The sequence below is a fragment of the Cutibacterium sp. LaCa_89 genome (assembly GCF_058177555.1).
Genome location: NZ_CP190889.1, coordinates 1,249,583 through 1,275,892, shown reverse-complemented (window position 1 = coordinate 1,275,892; position 26,310 = coordinate 1,249,583). Strand labels below are relative to the sequence as shown.

Here is a 26,310-nt window from a genome sequence, read left to right as displayed (position 1 = left end):
TCTCTGGTGTCCGGTGTCAGTACGAGAGGTCCTCGTACTCCGGGTTGTCGATCTGGAGTTCGGCGTACCGGCTCTCGGGGGCCGAGACGTGGTACGGGCGACCTGTGGCCTGCCAGCTGAGGTTCGGCGCACAGTGGACGTTCTGGGCGTCGGCGTCGAGGATGATGAATCCCCAGGCCAGACGTCCTTCCTTGCCGGCGGGCAGGGTGTAGGGCCCGACGACCTGCTTGAGCGACCAGTGGACCTCGTTGACGTAGGTGAACCCGAAGGTCTGCGTCATGATCTTGGCCAGGTCACCCTGACCGGCAACCTTTGCGCTGACCTGGAGGGTCTGGGTGCGCGACTGTTTCACCTTCGTCGAAACGGGCACGGCATTGGCAGTGTTGTTCGCGACGCTGGAGGCGTCGGTCTGCTTGAACCAACGCTTCTTGGCCGTCAGGTAGGTGCCGTTCTCACCGGGGGTCGAGCACTCGGTTCCCGGCTCGTAGTCGGAGTTCCACCGTTGCGGCAGCTCGAACTGGGTGGGGTCACTGGCGGAGGCCGACTCGGCCGCATGGGCGTCGGAGACGGCGAACGGGGCCACTGACAGGGCAGCCGCCGCCGCGAGTGTGACCCCGCGACGCACCTGGTGTGTCAGGAATCCCATGGGCGATCAGGCCTCGAGGGAGGGGTCGTTGTCGCGGGTGCTGATGGCGATGTGACGCTCCTTCGGAAGGCTCGCGGTGAACTCGCCACCGTTGGCCTTCCAGGTGTGATCGGAGCCGCAGACGGTGTGCTGGCCACGGAAGTCCGAGACGACCCATCCGGCACGCAGGACCGCGGTCTTGCCCGGAGCCAGGTTGTACGGGCCGACGGTGTCGCCGACCTCGTAGGACTGGCTGTCGGTGTAGCTCGTCGAGAAGGTGACGTGGATGAGGTCGAGGATCGGGAAGTCGACCCCGGCCGAGACGTTCCAGGTCTTCGTCTTGGTCTCGGTGATGGTCCGGGTGATGGGCAGCGGCTCGTCGTTGTAGTTCGAGATGGTCCACGTGCCGGCCGAGCCGTCGAAGTAGCTACGGGTCCGGGTGATGGTCTGGCCGGTCTCACCGATGCTGGCGCAGGAGGCGCCGATCGTCGTGGGGTTGGCGGCCTGGGCTGGGGTAGCAGCCTGGGCCGGAACGACCGTGAAAGCGGCCGAGGCGACGAGGGCTGCGGGAACGGCAAGAAGTCGGGTGATCATGAGTGTTCTCCTTCGTGGTCGGGATTGACGGTGGTCGTGGTGTCGGGGACGCCTAGGTCAGCGGTCTGACTGAGTCGGCAGGGGGAGCTGGCGGTACTTGTCGGGAGTGACGTCGATCTTGCGAACGCTGCCGTCCCGGGAGGTGACGGTGGCCTCGGCCCAGAAACCGCTCGGCGCCGAGGCGGTGCCGTAGTTCGACACCAAGCTGTACTTTCCGTCCCTGCCGCAGTGGATCTCGCGATAGTTCACGCGGGTCATCGTCGTGCCATAGGTGACGCGCACACGCTCACCGGGCTGCAGATGTACCGCACCGAGGGCGGTTCCGACGGGCATATAGGCACGGTAGGTGCTGTCAACCGAGCCAAGCCATCCTGCCGGCGGGCGGCCGTAGCGACCCATCCAGTTGGCGTACCCGTTGTACTGGGCGCCCACGACGAAGTCGGTCACCGGGTGGTAGTCGTAGGGGGCCTTCGACCAGTTGAGGAAGTCCGTCGAGTAGCCGGGCTTGCGGTAGGTGGGCTGGATCGACGAGATGTCGTAGGGGTACCACGCGATGTCGCGGGCACGGCAGGTCTGACCCTTCGCCGGCCAGGACGGATCCTTCTGCGGAGCGACGGCGGGCTCGACGACGTGGTCGGTCGGCTTCGCCACGGACTCCAGGCTGGGGCCCGACATGGCGGTGTACGCGTCCGATCCCATCGGCTTGCTGTTGGCACCCGCGTGGCGCGACGGGATCTGCATCGCCAGATCCGAGATGGAGCCGTCGGCGTGGATGAGGTAGACGAAGGCGTATCGCCCGGCCGGACCGGTGCCACGAATGACGTTAGCACCGTTGGAGTTCTGCAGGACGCCGTCGCGGCAAGTGACGAACATCGAGACGAAGTCCTTCTCGAGGACGCCGTATTCGACGCGGATCGACTCACCTGGCTTGAGCTTGACGGGACCGACGGTCTCACCCTCGACCCAGCCATTGGACATCTTGAGGCCGATGTCAGACTTGGCGGTGGTGTTCCATCCAGAGGGGAGCTTCGCCGCCGAGGTCGCCGAAATGTCGTGGTTGCTCTCAGTTTCGATCGTGCCGGTGTACGGCACGACCTGATCGGTGCGGTTGGTGAACTGGATCGTGCCGTCGCTGAGGTAGCGTCGTCCCGTCTCACCGTAATGCCACTCGGGGTATCCCTGGGCGTGGGCGGAGGCATCCGTGCACGACTCATAGAGGTGCGCGATCGGATAGCCCTGCGGCTTGGGTGGAATGACGGCGTGAGCCGCCGGCAGCTGCATCATGGCAGACACTGCGAGGACTGCCGAGGCAGTCGCCGCGAGAACTCTGCGCCCTGGACGTCTCTTCAAGGGCATGGCTTTTTCATACTCCTCACGGATTCGCATCCATAGGAATTGACGTGCTTCACAGAGCCCCTGTGGAAGTCGATGCACGCCCCTGTCAAGGAGCATGGGCAACCATCCCGGGAGGATCTGCGATCCAATGCTAGCGACGCGGAGGTTCAATTCATGAAGGGCGGCGATCGGGAATATCCAGTAATGACGCGGTTGCGAACAGGACATGAACCCGTGATGACGAGCATGTGATCGGACACCGAACCGGTGCAATGACCCCCAGGCAATAACAAGACCACTGGACCCGTCGACAGCATTTATATCATCTCGTAAATATATACCGAATCCGCACGTCGCCTTCCGGGGCCGCCATCACTGCATGACCTCGCCTGTGGACAGTGTACGAGTGAGACATCCGCCACTTCTTGGACATGTCGCTCGGGATGGAAATTTGGATTCTCGGGGCGGGTTCATGGATGAATGGGACGATTCACCACCTGCGTGGTACGGTGCGTTTCGCCGGCCAGGGAACCTGGTGCGAATCCAGGATTGACGCGCAGCGGTGTGGGTGATGGCTCGCCGCGAGCCCACTGGGTGGAGACACCTGGGAAGGGGGACGAGCCGCGCGACCCCGAGTCCGAAAACCTCCCGGCGAATGCAGCCGCCGTACGCCTCGCGAGATGGGCGCCAACCGCCAGGAGTTCCTTTGCCACACGTCCGCCATCGAGACACCCATCCCTGCGCTTCGCGCGGGCAACGGCAATCGTCGGACGGATCGACGTCATCGCGGGCCCACCAGGATCGCCGGTTGCCCGCCGGGCCCGTACTGCTGGTCCTGGCGGTTGCTCTTGCTCTGAGTGTCGTGCTCTCGCTGGCCTTCGGCACGATCCGGCTGCCCGTCGAACAGGCGTGGCACGTCCTGGATGTACACGTGCGCGGAGGCAGCGTCGAGGCCACCGCGGACCAGATCGTGTGGGGGTTGCGACTTCCACGAACGGTGCTGGCCGTCGTTGCCGGGGCCGGACTGTCCGTCGGTGGTGCCGTCATGCAGACCTTGGTACGCAACCCGTTGGCCGATCCGTACATGCTCGGGGTCTCGGCAGGGGCCAGCGTCGGGGCGACAGCCGTCATCACCACGGGAACGCTGGCGGCCTTCGGCGTGTACTCGCTGTACCTGGGTGCCCTTCGAGGTGCCCTCGTCGCGACCGCGGCCGTGTTCGGCATCGCCATGGCCCAGGGAGGTCTGAGCCCCTTGCGGCTCGTCCTCACCGGTGTCGTCATGTCCTCGGCCTTCAGCGCGATGTCGAGCTTCCTGGTCTTCCACAGCAACGACCCGAAATCGGCCCAGTCCGTCCTCTTCTGGCTGTTGGGCAGCGTGGCGGGTGCCTCCTGGCAGACCCTCGTGCCGACGGCGGTGGTGGTCCTCGTCACCCTGCTGTTGCTCATGATTGGATCGAGGTGGCTCGACGCGCTGGCAGCAGGCCCGGAACTCGCCTCCTCGCTCGGGGTCCCGGTCACCGGCCTGAGCGTCGCCCTCTTCATCGTCCAGGCCATTTTCGTGAGCGCGATCGTCGCGGTCTCCGGCGGCATCGGATTCGTGGGCCTCGTCATTCCCCACCTCACTAGGTTCCGCGTGGGACCGCGCCATCACGTCGTCCTGCCGGTCAGCGCTTTGTTCGGTGCGCTCTTCCTCGTGTGGGTCGACGTCCTCTCCCGGGTGGCGAGCCGACCTCAGGAGACTCCGTTGAGCATCGTCACAGGTCTGCTAGGTGTAACCACCACACAGGTTAGGTACATCGGGCTGGTCAGAGACAGCTGTGGCTGGGCACGGGCGAGGGCCTGTGGGTGGAGTGTGTTGCTACCACACAAAGCACGACTCCCAAGAGGCCCTCATGACCCACCGTAATGCCCCGTTGTCCGAAACCGGACGTTTGCGCCTGGCCTGCTGCATCGTCGAGGATGGCTGGCCCCTGCGTCGGGCCGCCGAACGCTTCAACGTCAGCGTCACCACGGCCCGACGCTGGGCACAGCGCTACCGCGCCCACGGGCCGGCCGGAATGCGTGATCACTCCAGCCGACCCCACCACCAGCCCCGACGGGTCTGCCGTCGCACGCAACGACGGGTGGTGGGATAGCGCATCACCCACCAGTGGGGCCCAGCACGCATCGCCTACCACCTACGCCACCAGCACCTCAGCGTCTCGACCGTCGGCAAGATCCTGCAACGCTACGGATGCCCACCCCTGACCTGGATCGACAAGGCCACCGGCGCCCGGCTACGCGCCTAGCCCACACCCGTCCGCTACGAACACGACACCCCCGGTTGGCTGGTCCACGTCGACATCAAGAAGCTGGGCCGGATCCCCGACGGCGGCGGCCACCGCATGGTCGGATGCGCCCAAGGAGTACGCAACCGTGGCTGATCCGCCAGCGGGGGTGGGTATCACTACATCTACAACGCCGTCGACGACCACTCCTGCCTGGCCTACGTCGAGGTCCTCAGCGATGAGCGCAAGGACACCGCCGCCGGGTTCTGGACCAGGGCCCAGGCCTGGTTCGCCAGCCAGGCCATCACCGTCAAGCGGGTCCTGACCGACAACGGCTCCTGCTGCCGGTCCAAAGTCTTCAACAAGGCACTCAAAGACACCCACATCACGCACAAGTACACCCGGCCCTACACGCCCAAGACCAACGGCAGGGTCGAGCGGTTCAACAGGACCCTGGTCGCCGAGTGGGCCTACGCACGGCCCTACGCCAGCGAGACCGACCGCCTGGCCGAACTCCCCGGCTGGCTGCACCACTACAATCACCACCGCGGGCACACCGCGCTCAAAGGCAAATCACCCGCCGACCGCGTACCTAACCTGTCCGGCGATTACACCTAGCGGCCTACCGCTACTACCAACAAGAAACCGCCAACCTTAACGTAGCCCGGCAGGTATTCAGCCCTTATCTTTGCGTGACCCTACTCGACAAAGGCACCGTCAACACCGACGACACCGTCACCTTCCAATTCCGCGACGGTAGTCAGATAAGCATCGCCAAGACCTAAACAAGTACGACTAATCGTCGCCCGGCTCAGCCATAACCTTCAAGAACTTGACTCCACCTTGATTTATCAAGTCTCGGGCAAGATCATTGGCGACTGGCATCACAGTCTCGATGGGTGCCAGTGGATCAAGTTCCGTCGACACCAGCCGGAAGCGGTGGATCGGCTCCGCGTACTCCTCTGGCAGCAAGAAGTTCGTGTTTGATTCCGTCGTGCGAATATAGATCGGCTCGCTAGGATTTCCGACCAAACCTACCCGCACCTGGAACCCGGCATTCGATTGACGGCTCGCAGCGTGAGCACGCAGCAGTGCGATGAAGTCGATCAGAGCAGATTCAATGTCCGAAGCCATGCAATGATTCGGTAGACCCACCGGGTAGTAGTGACGGGCTTCTTCTCGATCTGTCAGGGCTCCGAGGCGGTAACACGCGAGCACGGTTGCATCATCGTGCAGATACTTCCGAAATGCGTATCGGTCATCGCGATGGCTACGCATTACCCAATGTCGCAGCCCTTTACGGACTTGCCCTAAGTCCCAGCGCACAAGTCTGTTGGCGCTGTAGACGAGTTCAGGGAATGACGCTTCGCGAATTAGCCTATAGACGTCTTCCTCGCTCGGCGGCTCCAGCGAACCTGATGGTTCTGCCGGGGACGCAGCCGCGACCAGAACAACGCCGTCTTCGGGATTGAGCCCTTTACTAGCGTGATCAAAAAGCGACTGAAGATGCTGCTTACGATTGGCTGCTTGCTGGAATCTCTCACGAAATCCGCGCTCAATCTCACGGTCGCTCATGAATACAGTGTGGGGTCCATTGCGCCGAGGAGCAACGAAGGCAACGTCACCTTTTCGTGCGAAATGTGGAGCATCAGGAGAATCCGGAACCCGCATCATCACGACACTACCTCCGGCGGCTGGAAGCGGGAAGAACTCCAAACCCAACACCGGCGGCCCGATACGCGCGTATGCCACTCGAAGAATGCGCTGCTGGATGTCCGCATTCCACTGAATTGGAGATATATCTATGGCACCACTTGTTTTGTTGTCCTCAGCGACTCCGAACACGATCCAGCCCCCACCACTGTTGGCCATGGCCGCAATGTCTTTCGCTGCCTCGTCATCCCATTGCGGCTTACGACGATCGTAGATGTTGGCCTTCCAGTCGAGCATGCCCGTCTCACATACCCCGTGTTCTACGGCTTGCTCGATCAAGCTCAGTGAGAGGTCGCCGGGCTCAATCCCCAATGCCTGATGAATTGGTGTGAACATGATCCTCCTAATCAGGGAAGCAATCGCCTCTAGCCGCAGCCGCCACGGACTTGTTGGACAACTGAGTTCCCACGTGAACCAATCAAGCGGCTAAATCGTAGTTCGCGCGCGTTTGTATCCAGCGTGGCATGAAAGCTTCGTAGATGGTACGCACCGGTATCTGGTTCTCGGTCAGGTCGCGGGCGGTCTGACCCCCGATGAGAAGATCGGCGACCAGACGAATCACCTCACGCGGGGTGTAGTGCCCACCGGCGGTCTCGTTGCTCATCTCGGAGAACTTCCGCAGCAGTTCTTCGAAGATGTAACCCATGGTCTCGTTGCTGACCTCGCTGGGACGCAGGTCCAGGTCCGCGAAGTCGGCCATGACGCCGTACAGGATCCCGGCGTGGTCCATCCGGGTGATCTTCCCGTCGAACTGGTACGCCTCGATCACTGTCGCCGCGTCAGGGGAGAGGGACGCGATGTACTTGGCAAGGTTGTCAGCCAGGTTCTTGTCGTCGCTGAGCAGCCGGGCGAACGTGTACCGCGACGCGTTGTAGAACCGCTGGCCGCAGATGCGCTTGAGTATTCTGTCCTGACCAGGGCCAATCTCCACCAGACCGTCGGCATACTCCAGGACCTCATCCTTGGTGGGCTCCAGCACCGCGTCCATACGGCGCAACACCAGCAGCGGCAGCATCACCGAGCCGTACTCGTGTTGCTTGAAGGTACCGCGCAGCTTGTCTGCCACCCTCCAGACGAACGCCACCTTGTCCTGAAAACCCTGCGGAGCCATGTGATCCCTTCGTCGCGAGTGGAGCAATGGCATCATAACGTCGAGACACCCGATTCACGCGCGGTGAATCGTCCAACCGAGCCATCTCACCACCGTGCCCTCCACCTCACCATGGTTGTCCGATAAGAGACATTATGTCACTTCATGAAGAGGCGATACTTCCACTCGGCTGAAATCCCTCCCCTCCCGGTTCAATGCAGTTGTCGCGCGTTCGCTGCCATCCGTGGACTCGCAACCTTGCCACCAATTCGCGTGTCGAATGGTCATTCATCGTCGAGCGCGCCCCGCAGGTGCGCTATCCCATATCGGTGACGCGCGGACCACGAATGTCTTCCGTACCGGATTCGTGGATTCCTGACTACCAGCTCGGGCGCTGTCGGTTCCTTTTGATCTCCCCGCGTCGTTTCTTCGCCTCAAGGCGACGACGCTGCGATCCCCTGGTTCGTTTAGTGGCACGGCGTCGTCGCGGTTGGACGCATGCCTTCTGGAGCACGTCGGCCATCCTGGCACGAGCAAGACGGCGGTTGGCCAACTGAGCCCGCTCATCCTGAACGGCAACCGTCAAGACTCCATTGACCAGGCGATTCGACAGGGTTGTCAGCAACACCGGTCGCAAGTGTTCTGGCACGGCGTCAGAGCGAGCCACGTCGAACTGCAGTTCGACCCGTGAGTCGCTGGTGTTCACGCCCTGGCCGCCAGGCCCGGAGCTGTGGGAGAACCGCTCCTGCAGCTGTGCCTCGGGAACGACGAAACCAGGAATGATCTCCATCTCTTCTATCATGGTCGTCGCTCCCCTCGCTTCGTCATTTACTCGGCCCGGATACTCCTTCGAACAGCCCATCAAGGATATCCACGACCCCGAGCACCACCTTCACAGGAGCCTGTGTGCTACGCAGAATTCGCGTCGACGGTTCCGATGACCGGCACGGCGTATACCTTCTCCTGCGCCTTGATGGGTGAGAACTTCTAATCCGGTGCGGACCATCAACACTTCACGGGACGTCACTCCAATGCGACACTGTGTGCCGTCATCCGCCTGCGGCGCTGACGATCGATCCACAGCAGGACGATTGTCAGCGCGAGCGTGACGGCTCCGACGTAGTACGGGCCACCGACTCCCCACAGGGAGCTCAGTGCACCGGCAAGGGTGGGAGCGCACGCGCCGCCGAGGAAGCGAACGCCGGAGTAGGCCGACGACGCGACCTCGCGCTGGATGTTGCTCGCGGACATCACGATCTCAGTCATGGCAGTGTTGACGATGCCGATAAACAGACCGCCAATGACGACCCCGATCACCTGAGGAATCGGCGAGATCCAGGTCGCTAGTAGGACCTCGTCAATGGTGAACAGGATCAGGGTGACGGCAACTGTGCGATGAATACCGAGGTGCTCGCAGGAACGCGGTCCGAGCCACACCGACCCCAACGAGACCATGAGGCCCCAGCCAAAGAAGACCAGTCCCAGATCGAGCGGGGTGAACTGACCACCAGCTCGAACGGACGCCTCGGCCAGCGGGAACGGCGCGTAGGCAAGCAAGGTGAAGTAACCGTAGTTATAGACCAGGGCAGCCAGCATGAGAATCGAGATCCGCGGATCGACGAGAGCCTTGAACGGCTCGGCGGCAGATCGTCGCTGGGACTTGTCGATCGGGGTCGGCGGGACGAAAAACGCGATGGCGACAAGACCGATCGCCATGAGAACAGCGGTGCCGAGGAAGGGGCCCCGCCATGAAATCGAACCCAGAGCGCCACCGACGAGTGGACCCAAGGCCATTCCGGCCCCAAGAGCCCCCTCGTACAGCATGATGGCGCGGCGGGCATCGGCAGAGGCGCCAAGAACCGTCGCCAAGGCGGTCGAGACGAAGAGAGCGTTCCCCACCCCCCAGCCGCCGCGGAATCCGATGATGAGGTTGACGTGACCGGACAACGCGCAGGCCGTCGCAAAGGTCACGATGATGATGAGTCCGACGAGAAGGGTCTTCTTGCGGCCAATGCGGGTGGCCACCCATGAGGCGAAGAACATCAACGCGGCAGACACGAAGAGGTAGGTACTGAACAGCAGCTCGGTCTGCCCCGGGCTGGCGTGGAGGGCCGACGAAATCTCCGGGAGGATGGGGTCAACGACGCCCACCCCCATGTAGGAGAAGGCCACCGCAATGGTGACGGCCCACACAGCCGGTCTGATGGGTTCTTTGCTCGTCACTTCTTCGTCGTCCTCTCGTCGTCGTCAGACAGCACCTGGACTGCCCTTCGCAAAGCCGGAAGCGCCTGAATCAGTACGGAACGCTCTTCGTCAGTCAATTCCTTGAGGGCAGGCACGACCGACTCCCCCACTGACAATTCGCAACGGCGACAGTAATCACGACCCTCATCACTGATCTCGATCAATCTGCTGCGGGCGTCGTCGGGGTCACGCCGTCGCGTCACCAGGCCGTCACGCTCAAGCCTCTCGACGATGTCCGTCGTGGTGGTTGGCCTGGTTCCCTCCACGCGGCTGAGGGTTCCAGTGCTGATGCTCCCCATCACTTCGAGGGTGTGCAGGACCCGCCACGTCACTGAGGACGGCGGAATGCCAGCACGTCGCTTGGCCAGGCGCTGTACTCGTCCGCACGTGAGAACCAGGTCGGCTGCGAATTCGGCCTCGAGCGGGTTAAAGGGCTCGGGCAAGGTGCGTCCGGAAGTCACGTGACCTCACATTACTCCGGTTTCCGGAATACTTCATCGTGTGATCGGCGTAACGCCCGGTTCCCGTAGAATGTGACGCGACACCTAACTGATGAGGACCCATGAACGACACCACGATGCAGGACGATGCCTCCGATTCCGCGAGCATGGAAGAGCGGACCACAGCCGTCACCGCGATCGAGCTCCTCTTCGACCTGGTCTTCGTCGCTGCCATTGGTCAGCTCGCAACCACCCTTCACGATCATGTGACGTGGCGGGGCGGGCTCGAGACCATCGTGCTGTGGGTACCGCTCTACTTGTTGTGGGCCAACACCTCGTTCTCGGCAACCGGAACCATCACCGAGAACAAGTCGTTGCGGCGGCCCATCCTGTGGGTGCTCTTCTTCGGAATCTTCATGGCTGCCGGCATCCCGGTGGCGTTTGAGGACGGCGTCGAGTGTCTCGCCTTCGTCGCACCATATCTCATCGCCCAGCTCGGTCAGGTCGCCATGACGTGGTTCATCCACGGTCGCGAAGAGATGAAACTCCATTCCCGCGGGGTCATGGTGTGGCATTGCCTGTCGGCCATCGGTTGGATCATCGGCATTTTCGTTGAGCCGCACGCCCGACTGTGGGTTTGGTTTGCTGCGGTCATCGTCGAGGTGGCAGGAGCGCTGCTGCGTCATCCGCTGGGACGCAGGAACGACGTCGACACCACCGAGTGGCAGTTCGACACCGCACACATGCTTGAACGCATCCGGCTGTTCCTCATCCTGGCTCTGGGCGAGCAGATCGTCAGCATCGTCACCGGCCTTCACGAAGCAGGGTTCCATCTACTCAACCTCCTTGCCGCCACCACATCCATCGTCACCTCCTTCGCCTTGTGGTGGCTCTACATCTGGGACGTCGAGGTCATTCTGGAAACCGACCCGGCTGAGCACGATGATCCGGCCGAGTCCGGGGCACGATCCGTCACCGTGCAGATGGTCCTTGCGCTAGGCCTCATCCCGCTCGCGGTGTCTGATGAGATCATCGTTGGCGAACCGGCCCATCATGGCAGCCTCACGCTGACAGCCCTGGCCTGTGGGGGTGCCATCCTGTATCTCGCGGCACAGGCATGGCACATTCACAAGGTCACTGGACACACGCCATGGCGTCGCCTCGTGGCAATCCTCGCCCTCGTCATCGTCGCGGCGGCAAGCTTCATTCCTGCCATCGTGACCAATGCCTTGGTTGCGACCATCCTTGTCATCACCGCTGTCATGAGTCGACGTCACCACATGAAACACTTCGACCGAGACCCGACTGAGCATGACCGAATTATTGAGAAGTGACCATGACTGCTCTCCCCCATCCGCACACTGGGGACCTGTTCGAATCCCCCGTCATTCCTGGAACCGGCTGGCCAGGAGACCTGGCAACGCCACGGACACCAGTCGCCAACAACGCTGATGACGTTGCGAAGATCGCCGGCCGATGCAATGAACTCACTGACCTTGACGCCGCGATTTCAGTGTGCCGGGCATGCCCTCGCCTCGTCGAGTGGCGGGAGGACAAGGCGATCAGCAAGCGCGCTCAATGGCGCAACGAACCTTATTGGGGACGACCGGTACCCTCGTTCGGGGATCCGATGGCCCGAATGGCAGTCATCGGCTTGGCACCCGCTGCGAATGGAGCCAACCGAACTGGTCGCATGTTCACCGGAGACCAGTCCGGCGACTGGCTCTACCGTGCCTTGCATGACGCCGGTATTGCGTCTCAGGCGGAAAGCGTCGACGCCGCTGATGGTCTGAGCCTCGATGACTGTCGCATCATTGCCCCGGTGCACTGCGCTCCACCCGACAATTGGCCGAGTCCCGACGAGAAACGCACTTGTGCGATCTGGTTCGATAACGAACTCTCTGCGCTGACCACCCTGCGCGCGGTGATGTGCCTTGGTCAGATTGCCTGGACGTCAACTCTGGGAGCTGCCCGCCGGCTTGGGTGGTATGTCCCCCGCCCCGCTCCCCGCTTCGGCCACGGGGCTAGAGCCGAAATCACGAGGACGGACGGCACCACAGTCCACGTCATCGGGTGTTACCACGTCAGTCGGCAGAACACGAACACCGGACGCCTCACGCGTCAGATGCTTGACAAAGTCGTCCACACACTTCGAGGTCTGGCTGTCGAATGATGCCCCTGGCGCACCAGCCAACCTCTTGGTATGACGCTGCTCCCTGCCGCACCATCGCCAGTTCAGCGGCCAGGTCAACACCGAGGAAAAGATCCCGATCCATCCCCGTAAGGACAGCTTGGCGATGTGAACGCTCGCGCACCATGATCGCCTTCCCTGCATTGCGAATGCCCGTAGGCTGGGATCATGGTCATTCTCTCCAAGATTTACACCCGTACTGGCGACCACGGCTCGACCCGTCTGGTCGACAACTCAGTGGCAGCCAAGTCAGATCTGCGCGTGGAAGCGTATGGTCTCGTCGACCAGGCCAACGCCAACATCGGTCTGGCCATTGCCCTGGACTCCACGATCCACGTGCTCACCGATGAGGTGCGAGAAGCGCTCGGCATCATCCAGAACGAACTGTTTGACGTCGGCGCTGATCTGGCCAACCCGCTTGTCGCAAACCCGAAGTGGGAACCGCTTCGCACCGTCCAGGAAAGCGTCGATCGGCTTGAGCGTTGGTGTGACGAGTTCGGCGACGATCTCCCGACCTTGAAGTCGTTCATCCTCCCGGGCGGAAACCCTGTCGGTGCGCAGCTGCACGTGTGCCGAACTGCCATTCGTACCGCTGAGCGAGCGGCATGGCGAGCTGCTGAGACATACGGAAATGAGATTTCGGATGACCCCGAGACGACTCCGGGCGGTGTCAACGAACTGGCGATCACGTACCTCAATCGCTTGTCCGACCTGCTCTTCATCCTGTCGCGAGCAGCAAACAAGGCTGGCGAAGATTCTTCCGACGAGGTGTTGTGGGTTCCAGGTGGAGAACGCAACCCGGGAGCCACGAAGGAATGATCAGATGAGGTGACCTGCGGCGGCATATTCGACGCCACCGGGGGGAGCCGCCTCGAGCCACGACATGAGGCCGGTCACCACGCCAGGATCAACGACGATCTGGCACACCGAGGACTTGCCCTTGCGCCCTGTCTGAAGGGTGACGATCTCGTAGGCATCGGAGGCAAGTGCCAAGGAGTCATTCACGTTCGGCGGGCGGTGCTCGACCATGACGAGTCCGCCCCGCCTCAGGACAATGGCGGGAACGGGACGGGGATCAATCGCTCGATACCACTCGAAGGTGCCGTCGGCGTAGCGGGCAGTGCCAATCATCCATCCGCCGGGCTTGGGCCCACCCATGACTCGCAAACCGCACAAAAAAGCACCGCGTCTACGCATGAGAACGCGGTGCCTGACGAGGAGCCAAATCATGTAGATGACGGCACAACACACGATGAGGCCGATGATGACAGCATCCATCGCTAGCGTCGACAACATCGGTGTCATACCGATGAAAGCGATGGAAGCGTGCATGTTCCAACGCTAGTCGTCAGATCATTGACAGTCCACAAAGGTAACCCTAAGGTCCCTCGTCAGCGAGGAGAAGAAAAGGGGTCGCCGCGAGTGGTTCGCGGCGACCCCTTTCCCACCCTTGTCAGACGTTCTACTTCCTGGCGACGCGGGCAGCAGCAAGCTGAGCCTGCGCCAGGTGAAGGCGGTGGGTTAGATCCTGGACGACCAAGGAGTCCTCCTCGGTTCGCTCGTCCGCGTTGATCTTCTTCCTCAGTTCGTCGAGGTCGCGGTGAGCCTGATCGACCGAGATCTCCTCCGACTTCGTGGCGTACTGGGTAATGATCGACACGTGGCCGTCATTGTCCAGGGCCACGAAGCCGCCGTCACAGGCGATGACCTCGCGGGCACCGTCAGGAGTGATGATCTGGGCTGCGCAGGGCGCGAGGGCCGCGAGGAAGGCCTCGTGTCCGGGAAGGAGACCAATATCACCCTCGGTGGTCCGAACGATGATGTTGACCGACTCCCCCTTCCAGACCTCGCCGTCAGCGCAGACGACCTTGACTTGAAGCGGCGGGTGGTCCATGGGACTCAGCCCTCCTTCTTCATCTTGTCCCAGTTCTCCATCACCATGTCCATGTTGCCAACGTTGAAGAAGGCCTGTTCCGGAACGTGGTCCACGTCGCCACGGCAGATCATCTGGAATCCCTCGATGGTGTCGGCCATGGAGACGGTCGAGCCCGGGACACCGGTGAACTTCTCCCCCGTGTAGGTGTTCTGGGACAGGAACTGCTGGATGCGGCGGGCACGAGCGACGGTGACCTTGTCCTCCTCGCTCAGCTCATCGACACCAAGGATGGCGATGATGTCCTGAAGCTCCTTGTTGCGCTGCAGAATCTGCTTCACCTGGGTGGCAGTGTCGTAGTGCTCCTGCCCCACGTACAGCGGGTCGAGGATACGAGAGGTCGACGTCAGCGGATCCACAGCCGGGTACAGACCGCGAGAAGCAATCTCACGGGAGAGCTCAGTGGTGGCATCCAGATGGGCGAAGGTCGTCGCCGGGGCCGGGTCGGTGTAGTCATCGGCAGGGACGTAGACAGCCTGCATCGAGGTGATGGAGTGACCACGGGTCGACGTGATTCGCTCCTGCAGCTGGCCCATCTCGTCAGCCAGGTTCGGCTGGTAGCCCACGGCTGAAGGCATACGACCGAGCAGGGTCGAGACCTCGGAACCAGCCTGCGAGAACCGGAAGATGTTATCGATGAACAACAGCACGTCCTGGTTCTGGACATCGCGGAAGTACTCAGCCATCGTCAGGCCGGTCAGGGCGATGCGAAGACGGGTGCCCGGGGGCTCGTCCATCTGGCCGAAGACAAGGGCGGTGTCCTTGAGGACCCCGGCCTCGTCCATCTCGTTGATGAGGTCGTTGCCCTCACGGGTACGCTCACCGACACCGGCGAACACCGAGGTACCACCGAAGTTGTGAGCAATACGGTAAATCATCTCCTGAATCAGAACCGTCTTGCCAACGCCGGCCCCGCCGAAGAGGCCGATCTTGCCGCCCTTGACGTACGGGGTGAGCAGGTCGAGAACCTTGATGCCGGTCTGCAGCATCTCGGTCTCGGGCTCCAGGTCATCGAATCCAGGCGGATCGCGATGGATCGGCCAGCGCTCGGAGACCTCGATGGTCGACGGATCGACGTTGAGGACGTCACCGGTCACGTTCCACACGTGGCCCTTGGTGACATCGCCCACCGGCACAGTGATCGGGGCGCCGGTGTCACGGACCTCGGTGCCACGGCGCAGACCGTCAGTCGGCTTGAGAGAGATGGCACGCACGACGTTCTCGCCGATGTGCAGGGCCACCTCGAGGGTGATGGTATGGGTCTCACCCATCACCTCGGTGTCGACGTGAAGGGCATTGAGGACCTCCGGCATCTGTCCAGCCGGAAACTCGACGTCGACGACGGGGCCGATGACACGGACGACGCGGCCAATGCCGGCAGCCTCGTCCTTCGTCTCGGGGGTAATAGCTGTCGCAGTCATGATGTTCTCTCTCACTCCTGTGGGGTGGACTCTGCAAGGGCAGCGGCGCCACCCACGATCTCGGTGATTTCCTGGGTAATGGCAGCCTGACGGGCCTGGTTGGCCTGCCGACTCAGCGACTGGATCAACTGCTCGGCATTGTCGGTGGCTGCCTTCATGGCGCGTTGCCGGCTTGCCAACTCCGAGGCAGCCGATTGCAGCAAGGCGTAATGGATACGGTTCGCGACGTATAAGGGCAGCAACTGATCCAGCACGCTGACCGGATCCGGTTCGAAGTTGTACTCGTGGAAGATCTCCTCATCGGATGTGCCGACTCCAGGATCACCAGCCTCGAGTTCTCCCTCCGGCGTCGCCTTCGGATCGACGACGGCCAGCGGCAACAGTCTCACGACCTTTGGTTTCTGCGTCAGCATCGAGTCGAAGTGGGTGTACACGACGTGGATCTCGTCAACCCCACCTTCCTCGGTCGGACGGAGGAACTCCTCGATCAACGTGTCCGCGATATCGCGGGCCTGTCTATAGGTCGGCGAATCGGAGAAACCACTCCACACGTGCTCGGCCTTGCGACCACGGAACTCGAAGTACTGCACTCCCTTGCGACCACACAGGTAGGTGACGACCTCCTGCTCCGGCCTGAGAGCGGCGTGCAGCTGCTCGGCCGACTTGATCGCGTTCGAGGAATACGCTCCGGCGAGACCGCGATCAGAGGTGACCAACAGCACAGCCGAACGCTTCGGGGCCGGATTGACGGAGGTGAGGGGGTGCTCCTCGTGGGTGTGGGAGGCAACCGCCGACAGGGCTCGCGTCAACTCCAAGGAGTAGGGACTCGCCGCCCTGACGATGTTCTGTGCCTTGACGATCCGAGAGGAGGCGATGAGCTCCATCGCGCGGGTGATCTTCTTCGTCGTCGCGACGGAGTTCCGCCTTTCCCGCAGTTCCCGCAGGTTTGAGGCCACGGCTCAGCCCTTCTTCGCGCGAACGATCTTGACCTGGTCGATCTCCTCGTCGGACATCGGATCGAACTCCTCGTGACCAACCAACATCTTGCCGTCAGAGGTCTTGAATCCCTTCTTGACCTCGTCGAACGCGGCCGCAGCTTCCTTCTGGGCGTCGTCGTCGAACTTACCGGTCTCACGGATCGTGGTGAGCACGTTTCCGTGGCTGCGCAAGTACTCGAGCACATCGCCCTCGAAACGCAGCACGTCGCTGACGGGGACGTCGTCGAACTTGCCAGTGGTGCCGCCCCAAACGCTGATGGTTTGCTCCTCGACCGGGTACGGGGAGAACTGTCCCTGCTTCAGGAGCTCCATCAACCGGGCGCCACGATCCAACTGACGACGGGAGGTCTCGTCCAGGTCGGAGGCGAACATGGCGAAAGCTTCCATGTCCCGGTACTGGGCCAGGGAGATCTTCAGCGTGCCGGACACCGACTTCATGGCCTTGATCTGGGCAGCGCCACCAACTCGGGACACCGAGATACCGACGTCGACAGCCGGACGCTGGTTGGCGTTGAACAAATCCGACTGCAGGAAGATCTGACCGTCGGTGATGGAGATGACGTTCGTCGGGATGAAGGCGGACACGTCGTTGGCCTTGGTCTCGATGATCGGAAGACCGGTCATCGAACCGCCGCCCAGCTCGTCGGACAGCTTCGCGCAACGCTCCAGCAGACGGGAGTGGAGGTAGAAGACGTCACCGGGGTAAGCCTCGCGACCCGGCGGACGACGCAGCAACAGTGACATTGCTCGGTAGGCCTCGGCCTGCTTGGTCAGGTCATCGAACACGATAAGGACGTGCTTGCCCTGGTACATCCAGTGCTGTCCGATGGCCGAACCGGCGTACGGAGCGATGTACTTGAAGCCAGCGGGGTCAGACGCCGGGGCGTGAACGATGGTGGTGTACTCCATCGCACCAGCCTTCTCGAGGGCGCCCTTGACCTCGGCCACCGTCGATCCCTTCTGACCGACGGCGACGTAGATGCAGCGAACCTGTTTCTTGGGATCGCCAGACTCCCAGTTGGCCTTCTGGTTGATGATGGTGTCGATCGCAATGGCGGTCTTACCGGTCTTACGGTCGCCAATGATGAGCTGACGCTGACCACGGCCGATCGGGATCATCGAGTCGATGGCCTTGAGACCGGTCTGCAGCGGCTCGCGAACCTCCTGGCGGTCCATGACACCGGCAGCCTGAATCTCCAGGGCACGACGTCCCTCGACATCCTTGATCTCCCCGAGACCGTCCACGGGATTGCCCATCGCGTCGACGACGCGACCGAGATAGCCCTCACCGACCGGCACCGACAGCACTTCGCCAGTACCACGAACGGTCGATCCTTCATCAATACCGTCGGAGTCGCCGAGCACGACCACGCCGATCTGCCGCTCCTCCAGGTTGAGGGCGATGCCCATCGTCCCGTTCTCGAAGCGCAGCAACTCGTTGGCCATGACCGAGGGAAGACCCTCGACGTGGGCGATACCGTCGCCGGACGTGACGACGGTGCCGACCTCCTCACGGGCCGCCGCCTCCGGCTGGTAGTTCTGGACGAAGTTGTCCAGGGCGTCGCGGATCTCCTCCGGACGTATCGTCAGTTCCGCCATTGCGTCTCCTTGTAAGCTCCCCCATCCCGCACCCGAGGTGGGGGTCACGTGTGTCAGCCCAGTTCTCGTCGGGCTTGGTCCAGACGGTGGGCCACCGTCGAATCGATAACCTCGTCACCGAGGTCGATGAGCGCACCACCGAGCGTCGCCGGGTCGACGACCTCGGACAGCTCGATCGGGCTGCCGGTGATCCGTTCCAGTTGCTTCACCATCTCGGCACGCTGTGCGTCAGTCAGCTCACTGGCAGTCGTCACGATGGCCCGTCTCCGCTCGGCCAGTTCAGCGGCAATGTGAAGATAGCCGTCGACGACCTGCTCGAAGGTGTTGTCGGACGACACCACCGCGCGGCGAGCCAGGAGGAGGGTGTCCTCGCTGACTCGATCGCCAATCAGCGTCGTGAGTAACTTCTGTCGATCCTCCACCGAACGGTTCGGATCACCGATCGCCACCTGAAGTGAAGCCTGTCCGCGCACCAGTCGACTGATGTGGAACAGCTCGTCGGCAACCGTGTCAAGACGGTCAGCCTGCCGGGCTCCGCGCAGCACGGCGCGAACACCCTGGCGCTCCAGCGCACGCGTCAAGGCCGCTGGTGACCGCCATTTGCAGGTGGTGGTCGCGTCCAGTAGTTCCTTGCAGTCGGGAGAGACCTTCGACGCGAAGACCGCGTCCACGAGCCCCTGACGAGCCTTGGCCTCAGAACCCGTGTCCGAGACGGCTCGGCACAGACCACGTTCGCGATCCAGGACGTCGACAACCGCGAAGACCTCGCTGGCGAACTCGGCTGTAGCGCCGAGTCGATCTCCAGCTTCATCCAGCTGTCGTGACGCGCTCACCACTGTCGTCATGCCCGATTCACCGTCCGCGAGTCAGAAGCCGAGGGCTCCTCGGCCAGCGAGGAGAGGAAGCGGTCGACGGTCGCCTGAACGCGCTGATCGTCCTGAAGGGACTCCCCCACAATCCGACCGGCAAGAGTCGTCGCCAGACCACCAATCTCAGAGCGCAGTTCTCGCACTGCTTGTTCGCGCTCCGCCTGAATCTGAGCGTTGGCGCGCTCAGTGATGCGATTGGCCTCGGCCTGGGCCTTGGCACGCATCTCCTCAACGATCTGCGCGCCCTGGCTCTTGGCGTCCTCGCGAATCTGGGCAGCCTCGTCACGGGCGTTGGCAAGCTGAGCCTGGTACTTCTCCAGAGCAGCCTTGGCCTCCGCCTGAGCCTTCTCGGCCCTCTCGATCCCACCTTGAATCGTCTCGGTGCGCTCCTCGTAGAGCTTCTCGAAACGGGGGACAACCGCCTTGGCGATGAGCCAGGTGAGAAGCAGCAGGAGGATGATGCCGACGATGATCTCGATGGAATGGTGTGGGACGAGTGGCCCCAAATCCATTTCGAGAATGTTCATGCGTCCGGACTCACTTAACGATGAAGGCGAGCACGAAGCCGAACAGGGCGAGGGCCTCGACCACGGCGAAGCCGATGAATGCCGTCGACATCATGGCCGGGCGAGCCTCAGGTTGGCGAGCGGTGCCATTGATGACGGACGCAAAGATCCACGCCACGCCGAGGGCCGGGCCGAGGGTTGCCAGGCCGTAGCCGAGGGAGTTGAGCGAGCCACCGATGAGCATGGGAACCATGGTGTGTCCTTCCGGATTGTGCCCCTTGTGGGGCGTTGTCTTCGTCGCCGGTCGGTTTGACGACGAGGTCTAGGGGGTTGTGCCGTCAGTGTCCTTCGGAGATGGAGGACGCCACGTACTGTGCCGACAGCACGGTGAACACGTAGGCCTGCAGGAAGCCCACGAACAGTTCCAGCGCGAAGAGCGCGAAACTGAGGATCAGGGAGAAACCACCAGCGATGTTGTACATGACGCTGGAGGGATAGGTGAGAAGGAATCCGCCGCCGATGACGAAGATCATGATGATGAGGTGGCCGGCGAACATGTTGGCGAACAGTCGCAACGACAAGGTCAGCGGACGGGTGATGAAGTTTGACAGGAACTCGAGCGGGATGATGAGCCACCACAGATACCACGGGACGCCTGGAGGAAGCATCGAGTCCTTGAGGTAACGGATGCCCTTGGTCTTGAAGCCGGCGATGACGTAGACGAACCACGAGACGATCGCGAGACCGTAGACGTACCCGACGTGGGAGAAGGTCGGGAACATGAAGACGAAGAGCTCGCCGAACCAGTTGTTGATGAGGATGAAGCTGAACAGCGCTACCAAGTACGGCAACCAGGGTTCGAACCCATGACCGATGGTGTCACGCACCAGCGCGTTGCGGATGAAGTTGTAGCAGTACTCACCGAAGACCTGGCGCTTGCCGGGAACGACCTTGAGGCCACTGCTCATCCACAGCCAGAAAGCGATGACGATGACGAAGGCGATGATTGCCTGCCAGAACGGTTTGTCCATCCAAGCCGCCCCGAGAGTCCCGTCGAACTCGAAGTCCTCAAGCCCCGGAGTGTGGAACTCCAGGGGAGACACGATCCCGTTCACTGACCCTCCCGGTCGTTGTTCTGTTCAGGCACGGTTCCGTACCGTTTGACAATGAGGAAGACACTCGCCGCAAGGCCGACAACCATGCCGACGACGAAGATCCACATCTGGTGGAAGTGGCTGGCCAACAGCCACCCGATGCCACCGTAGAAGAGCATGCCCGCCAGGACGTAGCTCAGGACGCCCCAGGCGTCGTCGCTGGAGGACGGCGTGGAGCTGGTGCTCGTTCGCGTCATCGAGTTCGTGCCCATATCCAGGCTGACTTTAGCAGCCATAGGCCTGTCAGTGCTCATCGTCGAGCTCCGTCGGTCCGACGAGTTTCGGCACTGGAGGAATCATGATCCTGCGGGTCTTCATAAATGCGTTGGGGACGTCGTCCGGCGACGACGACACCGACGATCCACGCGAGGGAAACGGCGATGATCGCTGCCGCACACGGGACCGGGAGCAGGCCGGTGCGGTACTGAGCCAGGAGTGAGCCAAGACCACCAAGAACGGCGATCTGGATGATGAAGAGCCCTACTCCCAGGATCCAGGATCCACTGCGGTTCAACAGGTGGACTCCGCGTCCACAAGCCAGAAAGACAACGGCAGCTGCGGTGCCGGCCAGGCCACTGAGAGCGGAAGCCAGATGGGCGGTGACGCCAACCGTCGCCACCGTGGTGGCAAGAAGTCCACATGCTGTGGCCCAGACCAAGCCGCTTCGGTAAATGCGTGACAGCACGTGAGAAGTCACGGGAGCAGGATCGGCCGCAGGAGTATGCCTGGGACCAGCCATGGCGAGACTCGTCATCTCGTCATCCCTCCCCGACGTCATGACCGATAGATCCAGTGATGGTGATTCAGGCCGTCAGAACTCGACAACGCTACGCTGTGAGTCGAGTGTTGCCCTCGGTGAGAAAGGTAACACATAACGCGTGATGGCGTCGAAATCTCAGGCATCGGCGGCCGGATGCCACGAGTTCGCCATGGTCAGGAGCACGCACATGACGAGCCCCGCAATGACGATGGCGACCGCCCACCAGGTCCTCTCCAGGCCGATGAACACCGTCCCGAAGGTCAACACGGTGGTCCACAGATACATCAGCAAGACGGCTCGAATGTGGGAGTGACCATGCTGCAGGAGGCGGTGGTGAAGGTGCTGCTTGTCTGCGACGAAGAACCAGGTTCCCCGCCAAGTTCGCCTAACGTATCCCATAACGAGGTCGAGGACAGGGATCGCGAGCACCATGAGCGGGACGATGATCGGGAGGTAGGCGGGCACCAATCCGCCACCCTGTGCCGTCAAGGCCGTGGAGTCTATCTGCCCGGTGAGGGAAATCGTGGAGGTGGCGAGCAGCAAACCCAGCAGCAAGGACCCCGAATCCCCCATGAACATCTTCGCGGGATGCCAGTTGTGAGGCAGGAATCCCATACAGGCTCCCGCAGTCGCAGCGGTGATGAGGCTCGTCGTCGTCGCCACCACAAAATCTTGTTCGTGGGCCAGCAGATAGGTGTAGGAGAAGAAGGCGAGAGACCCGATGGCGACGACGCCAGAGGCCAATCCGTCCAGTCCATCGATGAAGTTCACCGCGTTGGCGCACAACACGATGAAGAAGACCGTGACGAGGATCGATGTGGGCGTCCCCAGGGCAATGATCGAGTTGGGCAGCGGGATCCAGAACATTCGGACACCACCTGTGACGACAATTCCGGCCGCCAGCACCTGCCCCGCTGCTTTCGCCAGGGCAGGTAAATCAAGCAGGTCGTCAAGGACACCCACGGCGCAGATGACCGCCCCAGCGACGCAGATCGTCAGGGCATCGTCAGCCACCAGGAGGTGATGCCCCAGGAAGGGCATGTTTCGTGCCAGCAGGCATGCCAGTGCCACTCCACCGAGCATGGCCACCCCCCCGAAGTAGGGAATCGGCCTGGTGTGCACGTCCCTCGAGCGCACCTTGGCGACAGCCCCCCACCTCAGGGCAGCCTGCCGGCACAGGCTCGACAACAAATAGGTCGTCAGGCCTGATGTCAGCATCACCAGGATGTACTCGCGCATGTTCGCAGGTCAGTTCTCGTCAGTCGGCGTGACTGGGGCCTCGGTGTCCGCAGCAGTCGCGCTCTGAGCGATCTGTTCGGTCTCCTCGGCAGGTACGACGTCATCGGTTGTGGAGGTCGGAGATCCGGCCGCGCCCTCTGGACTGGGCTCGTCCGACGGAATTGTTTCGGCCTTGCGGACGTCCTCCTCAGCGGCCTCATCCTCGGGCCCCTCCATCCCGACGACATCGGGAGCCACCTCATGGATGGCTTCCAAAGACAACGCTCCCTGGCGAACGACCTTGCCGTCAGTGGTCGACACGAAGTCGATGATGGTGGAGGCCTCTCCCACCCGACTCGGGCCGGCATCCAGATACACCGCAACCGTGACGCCGAGCTGATTGGCGGCCTCCTGAGCCGTCAGCGCGGCCGGATGTCCGGACTTGTTCGCACTCGAGACCGCCATCGGGCCCGTCATACGCAACAATTCACGGGTCTGATCCTGGTCGGGAACGCGCACGGCGAGGGTGCCGTTGGTCTCCCCCAGATCCATCCCGAGCGACTCCTGAGCACGCAGGATGAGAGTCAGACCACCTGGCCAGTACTTCTCCGCGAGAGCCTCCGCTGCGACCGGAATGTGCTGGCACAAAGCAGGCAAGGCGACCGAATCACTGACGAGGACTGGCGGCGGCATGTCGCGACCGCGTTCCTTGGCGTTGAGAAGACGTTGAACGGCCAAGGAGTCAAGAGCATCAGCGCCGATCCCATAAACGGTGTCGGTCGGCAAGACGATGCACTCGCCGTCGGCGATGGCGTCAGCTGCCTGTTCCAGAGCCTCTTCGTAGGTCGCCGGATTCGCGACGTCGAGTATGAGCGGGGCGATCCCGGTGTCCTCGCCCTCAGCCACGGCCTCGATGGGCTCGGACTGACCGTCGGTGTCGGTCGACTCAACGTCAGTGTCTTCCGTCAGCTCATTGTCCTCGACCGTCATCTGGTCAGTCTCATCCATGTCATACATCCTTGCACCGTCGTCGAGCCGTGACGAACCTCGGCCTACCTGCGAGATCATCATGGTCCTTGATCTCGTCCCACTGCGCCGTCATTGCCATGCACCCGGTCACGGCCTCGCGCTGAGTGTCGTCGTGCTCCATCACGAACAGACCCCCCGGCACGAGTAGTTGTGCGGCACGGTCGATGAGACGACGCGGAAGGTCCAACCCGTCATCCCCGGAGAACAGTGCGAGGTCGGGTTCGTGGTCCGTGACGTCAGTAGGCATGACTGGGGCATCGACACGTCGCAGATACGGCGGGTTGGTGACGACGACATCGAAGCGACGCCCATCATCAGGGGCCTCGAGGGCATCCCCGGCAAGAACCTCCACCCCGGTATCGGCAAGGTTCCGATGAGTCCACACCAAGGCAGCCTCGTCGAGCTCGACCGCGCTGACACGAGCTCCTGGTACCTCGCTGGCGATCGCGAGCGCGATGGCGCCGGTGCCCGCACACAGATCAATGACGCTCGGAGCAGATCCCGCCATGACGAGACGCCGTGCCTCGTCGACGGCGCATTCGGCCACCAATTCGGTTTCCAGCCGAGGAATGAAGACTCCTGGGCCCACGTCCAGGCGCAGACCGCGGAACCAGGCATGACCGACGATGTACTGAGTCGGTTCCCCGGATCGACGTCGCTCCACCATCTCGTTGAACCGATCCTCATCATGAGGGCTCACACTCGACACGAAGATGAGTTTGGCCGGTTGGACGTCAAGGGCCTCGCACAGCAGCATCCGTGCGTCAGCAGCTGGGGTCTCGATACCTCCGCTGGTCAGTTGCCGGGTGGCTCGTGCCAGGAGAAGTGAGGGGCTGGGATCCGTCATGATGCTTCCTGCCCATCACGACGATCAGCCATCCGTCGGCTCACCTCGTCCGCGTGGAGGGCGTCGAGGACCTCGCCGAGATCACCCGCGAGGATCTGGTCAAGCTTGCGGGACTTGTAGCCGATGCGGTGATCGGTGAGCCGATTCTCCGGAAAGTTGTAGGTACGCACCCGCGCCGAGCGGTCGACGGTACGGATCTGGTCCCGACGCATCCGATCGTTCTCGTCGGCAGCTTGCTGGGCAGCCAGTGCGGCAACCTTGGCGCGCAGCATCCGCATGGCCTCAGCCTTGTTCTGCAACTGGCTGCGTTCATTCTGACAGCTGGCAACGATGCCGGTCGGAAGGTGGGTGAGCCGAACTGCGGAATCGGTGGTGTTGACCCCCTGGCCGCCGGGGCCTGACGAACGGTACACGTCGACGCGGACGTCGGCAGGATCAATGTCCACCTCGGTCTCGTCGACGTCAGGCATGACGAGGACACCGACCGCCGAGGTGTGAATACGTCCAGCGGATTCCGTCACCGGTACCCGCTGAACCCGGTGAACACCGCCCTCGTGCTTGAGATAACCGTAAGCCGGGCGTAACGGAACCCCCTCGACGGCAACGACGACGGAGCGATAACCACCGAGATCGGTCAGCTCGCTGGTGAGTTCACGAATCGACCAGCCAACCCTCTCGGCATAGCGGGTGTACATCCGTAGCAGGTCGCCGGCGAACAGGGCGGACTCCTCGCCACCCTCGCCGGAATGGATCTCGACCAGGGCGTCCTCCTGGTCAAGGGGATCCGAGGGAGCCAGCAGCTCAGTCAGTTCACCGTTGACAGTCTTGAGCTGGTTTCGTAGCGCGTCGGCCTCCTGCGCGAAGGCGGGATCCTCGTCGGCGAGGTCCTCTGCAGCCTGGATGTCTGCTGCCAGTTGGTCGACGCGGTCGGCCACCGACACGACGTGGCGCAGGCGCGAATGGCGTTTGCCCAATCGTCGCATCGCAACCGGATCGGACAGCACCCGTGGGTCGGCGAGCTGGATCTCGATCTCCCGCAGATGACGACGAACCTCGTCAACCGCTTGCTGCGTCGATTCGCTCATGACCCTCCTGGCCAACCGTGTCGGGACCACACGAGCCCCCTGAAAAGACCATGACGCCGAGCATCAGCCCGGCGTCATGGTGATACGTCATTGATGGACGACGTCAGTTCTTCTTACCGTAGCGGCGCTCGAACCGGGCGACGCGGCCGCCGGTGTCGAGGATCTTCTGCTTACCGGTGTAGAACGGGTGGCACTTCGAGCAGACATCGGCATTAAGGGTGCCGGACTTCGAGGTGCTGTGGGTGGTGAAGGTGTTCCCACAGGTGCACACCACGGTCGTCTCGTGGTATTCGGGATGAATTCCCTGCTTCATACGTGATCTCCTTAATCAAACGTGCCCCGGGTCGCCCGACTGATCATGCGGACGTGAACCGGAACCGGCGTTCGACGAT

At 62.3% G+C, this 26,310-nt stretch carries 26 protein-coding genes, 3 pseudogenes and 1 riboswitch; of the genes and pseudogenes, 5 read left to right on the top strand and 24 right to left on the bottom strand.

Going from position 1 to position 26,310, the window contains the following annotated elements:
• Nucleotides 1-16: 16 nt before the first annotated feature.
• The 3 genes from ACP8LP_RS05920 to ACP8LP_RS05910 are packed head-to-tail and all read right to left on the bottom strand — an operon-like array spanning nt 17 to nt 2,605.
• Nucleotides 17-646 carry a hypothetical protein gene (locus tag ACP8LP_RS05920; protein WP_004811240.1) on the bottom strand — a complete coding sequence of 210 codons (630 nt, stop codon included), beginning with the start codon at nt 644-646 and terminating at the stop codon, nt 17-19.
• 6 nt (nt 647-652) lie between these two features.
• Entirely contained in the window at nt 653-1,219 is a 567-nt protein-coding gene (locus ACP8LP_RS05915) for a hypothetical protein (protein ID WP_016667697.1), read from the bottom strand.
• A 57-nt stretch (nt 1,220-1,276) separates the two neighbouring features.
• A complete protein-coding gene (locus ACP8LP_RS05910) occupies nt 1,277-2,605 on the bottom strand; it encodes a hypothetical protein (protein WP_016667698.1) in 1,329 nt (442 codons plus the stop codon).
• A 474-nt stretch (nt 2,606-3,079) separates the two neighbouring features.
• Nucleotides 3,080-3,201, top strand: a riboswitch (cobalamin riboswitch).
• 161 nt (nt 3,202-3,362) lie between these two features.
• Here ACP8LP_RS05910 and ACP8LP_RS05905 point away from each other — a divergent pair.
• Nucleotides 3,363-4,325: pseudogene (locus tag ACP8LP_RS05905) on the top strand (FecCD family ABC transporter permease); the annotation flags it as partial.
• 121 nt (nt 4,326-4,446) lie between these two features.
• Nucleotides 4,447-5,439 (top strand): annotated as a pseudogene (locus ACP8LP_RS05900) (IS481 family transposase).
• 177 nt (nt 5,440-5,616) lie between these two features.
• Here ACP8LP_RS05900 and ACP8LP_RS05895 read toward each other — a convergent pair.
• From ACP8LP_RS05895 to ACP8LP_RS05875, 5 genes are all read right to left on the bottom strand, one after another.
• The gene (locus ACP8LP_RS05895; protein WP_462575212.1) at nt 5,617-6,870 is read right to left on the bottom strand and encodes an AlbA family DNA-binding domain-containing protein; all 1,254 of its coding nucleotides are present in this window, start codon (nt 6,868-6,870) and stop codon (nt 5,617-5,619) included.
• 82 nt (nt 6,871-6,952) lie between these two features.
• A complete protein-coding gene (locus ACP8LP_RS05890; protein WP_484483337.1) occupies nt 6,953-7,645 on the bottom strand; it encodes a type I restriction-modification system subunit M N-terminal domain-containing protein in 693 nt (230 codons plus the stop codon).
• A 358-nt stretch (nt 7,646-8,003) separates the two neighbouring features.
• Nucleotides 8,004-8,426: an alternative ribosome rescue aminoacyl-tRNA hydrolase ArfB gene (gene arfB, locus ACP8LP_RS05885; RefSeq protein WP_279187164.1), complete on the bottom strand. Its 423-nt coding sequence runs from the start codon at nt 8,424-8,426 to the stop codon at nt 8,004-8,006.
• A gap of 221 nt (nt 8,427-8,647) precedes the next feature.
• On the bottom strand, nt 8,648-9,847 hold the full coding sequence (locus ACP8LP_RS05880) for an MFS transporter (RefSeq protein WP_279187163.1): 1,200 nt from the start codon (nt 9,845-9,847) through the stop codon (nt 8,648-8,650).
• Nucleotides 9,844-10,167 carry a MarR family winged helix-turn-helix transcriptional regulator gene (locus ACP8LP_RS05875; protein WP_279187171.1) on the bottom strand — a complete coding sequence of 108 codons (324 nt, stop codon included), beginning with the start codon at nt 10,165-10,167 and terminating at the stop codon, nt 9,844-9,846. Before ACP8LP_RS05875 ends, ACP8LP_RS05880 begins: the two co-directional genes overlap by 4 nt.
• A gap of 263 nt (nt 10,168-10,430) precedes the next feature.
• Here ACP8LP_RS05875 and ACP8LP_RS05870 point away from each other — a divergent pair, with 263 nt between their 5' ends.
• The 3 genes from ACP8LP_RS05870 (at nt 10,431) to ACP8LP_RS05860 (ending at nt 13,318) form a co-directional block, all read left to right on the top strand.
• Nucleotides 10,431-11,642, top strand: a complete 1,212-nt coding sequence (locus tag ACP8LP_RS05870; protein WP_462575210.1) for a low temperature requirement protein A — start codon at nt 10,431-10,433, stop codon at nt 11,640-11,642.
• 2 nt (nt 11,643-11,644) lie between these two features.
• Entirely contained in the window at nt 11,645-12,481 is an 837-nt protein-coding gene (locus ACP8LP_RS05865; RefSeq protein WP_462575209.1) for a uracil-DNA glycosylase, read from the top strand.
• Between the two features lie 186 nt (nt 12,482-12,667).
• On the top strand, nt 12,668-13,318 hold the full coding sequence (locus ACP8LP_RS05860) for a cob(I)yrinic acid a,c-diamide adenosyltransferase (RefSeq protein WP_117189129.1): 651 nt from the start codon (nt 12,668-12,670) through the stop codon (nt 13,316-13,318).
• Here ACP8LP_RS05860 and ACP8LP_RS05855 read toward each other — a convergent pair whose 3' ends face one another.
• The 16 genes and pseudogenes from ACP8LP_RS05855 to rpmE all read right to left on the bottom strand — a co-directional run bounded on the left by ACP8LP_RS05855 (nt 13,319) and on the right by rpmE (nt 26,231).
• Nucleotides 13,319-13,831, bottom strand: coding sequence for a DUF2550 domain-containing protein (locus tag ACP8LP_RS05855; RefSeq protein WP_065672808.1), 513 nt, complete (start codon nt 13,829-13,831; stop codon nt 13,319-13,321). It lies immediately after the preceding gene.
• 130 nt (nt 13,832-13,961) lie between these two features.
• Nucleotides 13,962-14,393 carry a F0F1 ATP synthase subunit epsilon gene (locus tag ACP8LP_RS05850; RefSeq protein ID WP_065672809.1) on the bottom strand — a complete coding sequence of 144 codons (432 nt, stop codon included), beginning with the start codon at nt 14,391-14,393 and terminating at the stop codon, nt 13,962-13,964.
• 5 nt (nt 14,394-14,398) lie between these two features.
• The gene (atpD, locus tag ACP8LP_RS05845) at nt 14,399-15,853 is read right to left on the bottom strand and encodes a F0F1 ATP synthase subunit beta (protein WP_484483336.1); all 1,455 of its coding nucleotides are present in this window, start codon (nt 15,851-15,853) and stop codon (nt 14,399-14,401) included.
• 11 nt (nt 15,854-15,864) lie between these two features.
• Nucleotides 15,865-16,809: a F0F1 ATP synthase subunit gamma gene (locus ACP8LP_RS05840; RefSeq protein ID WP_484483335.1), complete on the bottom strand. Its 945-nt coding sequence runs from the start codon at nt 16,807-16,809 to the stop codon at nt 15,865-15,867.
• A gap of 3 nt (nt 16,810-16,812) precedes the next feature.
• The gene (gene atpA, locus ACP8LP_RS05835; RefSeq protein WP_016667718.1) at nt 16,813-18,450 is read right to left on the bottom strand and encodes a F0F1 ATP synthase subunit alpha; all 1,638 of its coding nucleotides are present in this window, start codon (nt 18,448-18,450) and stop codon (nt 16,813-16,815) included.
• Between the two features lie 53 nt (nt 18,451-18,503).
• Nucleotides 18,504-19,295, bottom strand: a complete 792-nt coding sequence (locus ACP8LP_RS05830) for a F0F1 ATP synthase subunit delta (protein WP_016667719.1) — start codon at nt 19,293-19,295, stop codon at nt 18,504-18,506.
• Nucleotides 19,292-19,846, bottom strand: coding sequence for a F0F1 ATP synthase subunit B (locus ACP8LP_RS05825; RefSeq protein WP_004811192.1), 555 nt, complete (start codon nt 19,844-19,846; stop codon nt 19,292-19,294). The genes ACP8LP_RS05830 and ACP8LP_RS05825 overlap by 4 nt, the downstream gene beginning before the upstream one ends.
• A 10-nt stretch (nt 19,847-19,856) precedes the next feature.
• Complete coding sequence (atpE, locus tag ACP8LP_RS05820) at nt 19,857-20,078, bottom strand: ATP synthase F0 subunit C (protein WP_004811190.1); 222 nt, start codon at nt 20,076-20,078, stop codon at nt 19,857-19,859.
• Nucleotides 20,079-20,163: 85 nt separating this feature from the next.
• On the bottom strand, nt 20,164-20,940 hold the full coding sequence (gene atpB / locus ACP8LP_RS05815) for a F0F1 ATP synthase subunit A (RefSeq protein WP_252923471.1): 777 nt from the start codon (nt 20,938-20,940) through the stop codon (nt 20,164-20,166).
• Nucleotides 20,937-21,215, bottom strand: a complete 279-nt coding sequence (locus tag ACP8LP_RS05810; RefSeq protein WP_252905931.1) for a hypothetical protein — start codon at nt 21,213-21,215, stop codon at nt 20,937-20,939. Before ACP8LP_RS05810 ends, atpB begins: the two co-directional genes overlap by 4 nt.
• Before the next feature lie 14 nt (nt 21,216-21,229).
• Nucleotides 21,230-21,733, bottom strand: coding sequence for a cyanate permease (locus ACP8LP_RS05805; RefSeq protein WP_252920461.1), 504 nt, complete (start codon nt 21,731-21,733; stop codon nt 21,230-21,232).
• A 141-nt stretch (nt 21,734-21,874) separates the two neighbouring features.
• Nucleotides 21,875-22,978: an MraY family glycosyltransferase gene (locus ACP8LP_RS05800; RefSeq protein ID WP_252905929.1), complete on the bottom strand. Its 1,104-nt coding sequence runs from the start codon at nt 22,976-22,978 to the stop codon at nt 21,875-21,877.
• Between the two features lie 203 nt (nt 22,979-23,181).
• A pseudogene (locus ACP8LP_RS05795) lies at nt 23,182-24,025 on the bottom strand (L-threonylcarbamoyladenylate synthase); the annotation flags it as partial.
• A complete protein-coding gene (gene prmC / locus ACP8LP_RS05790) occupies nt 23,967-24,833 on the bottom strand; it encodes a peptide chain release factor N(5)-glutamine methyltransferase (protein ID WP_016667726.1) in 867 nt (288 codons plus the stop codon). The pseudogene ACP8LP_RS05795 and the gene prmC, both read right to left, overlap by 59 nt.
• Entirely contained in the window at nt 24,830-25,918 is a 1,089-nt protein-coding gene (gene prfA, locus ACP8LP_RS05785; protein WP_252905927.1) for a peptide chain release factor 1, read from the bottom strand. The genes prmC and prfA overlap by 4 nt, the downstream gene beginning before the upstream one ends.
• A 103-nt stretch (nt 25,919-26,021) precedes the next feature.
• Entirely contained in the window at nt 26,022-26,231 is a 210-nt protein-coding gene (gene rpmE, locus ACP8LP_RS05780) for a 50S ribosomal protein L31 (RefSeq protein WP_004811173.1), read from the bottom strand.
• Nucleotides 26,232-26,310: the final 79 nt, after the last annotated feature.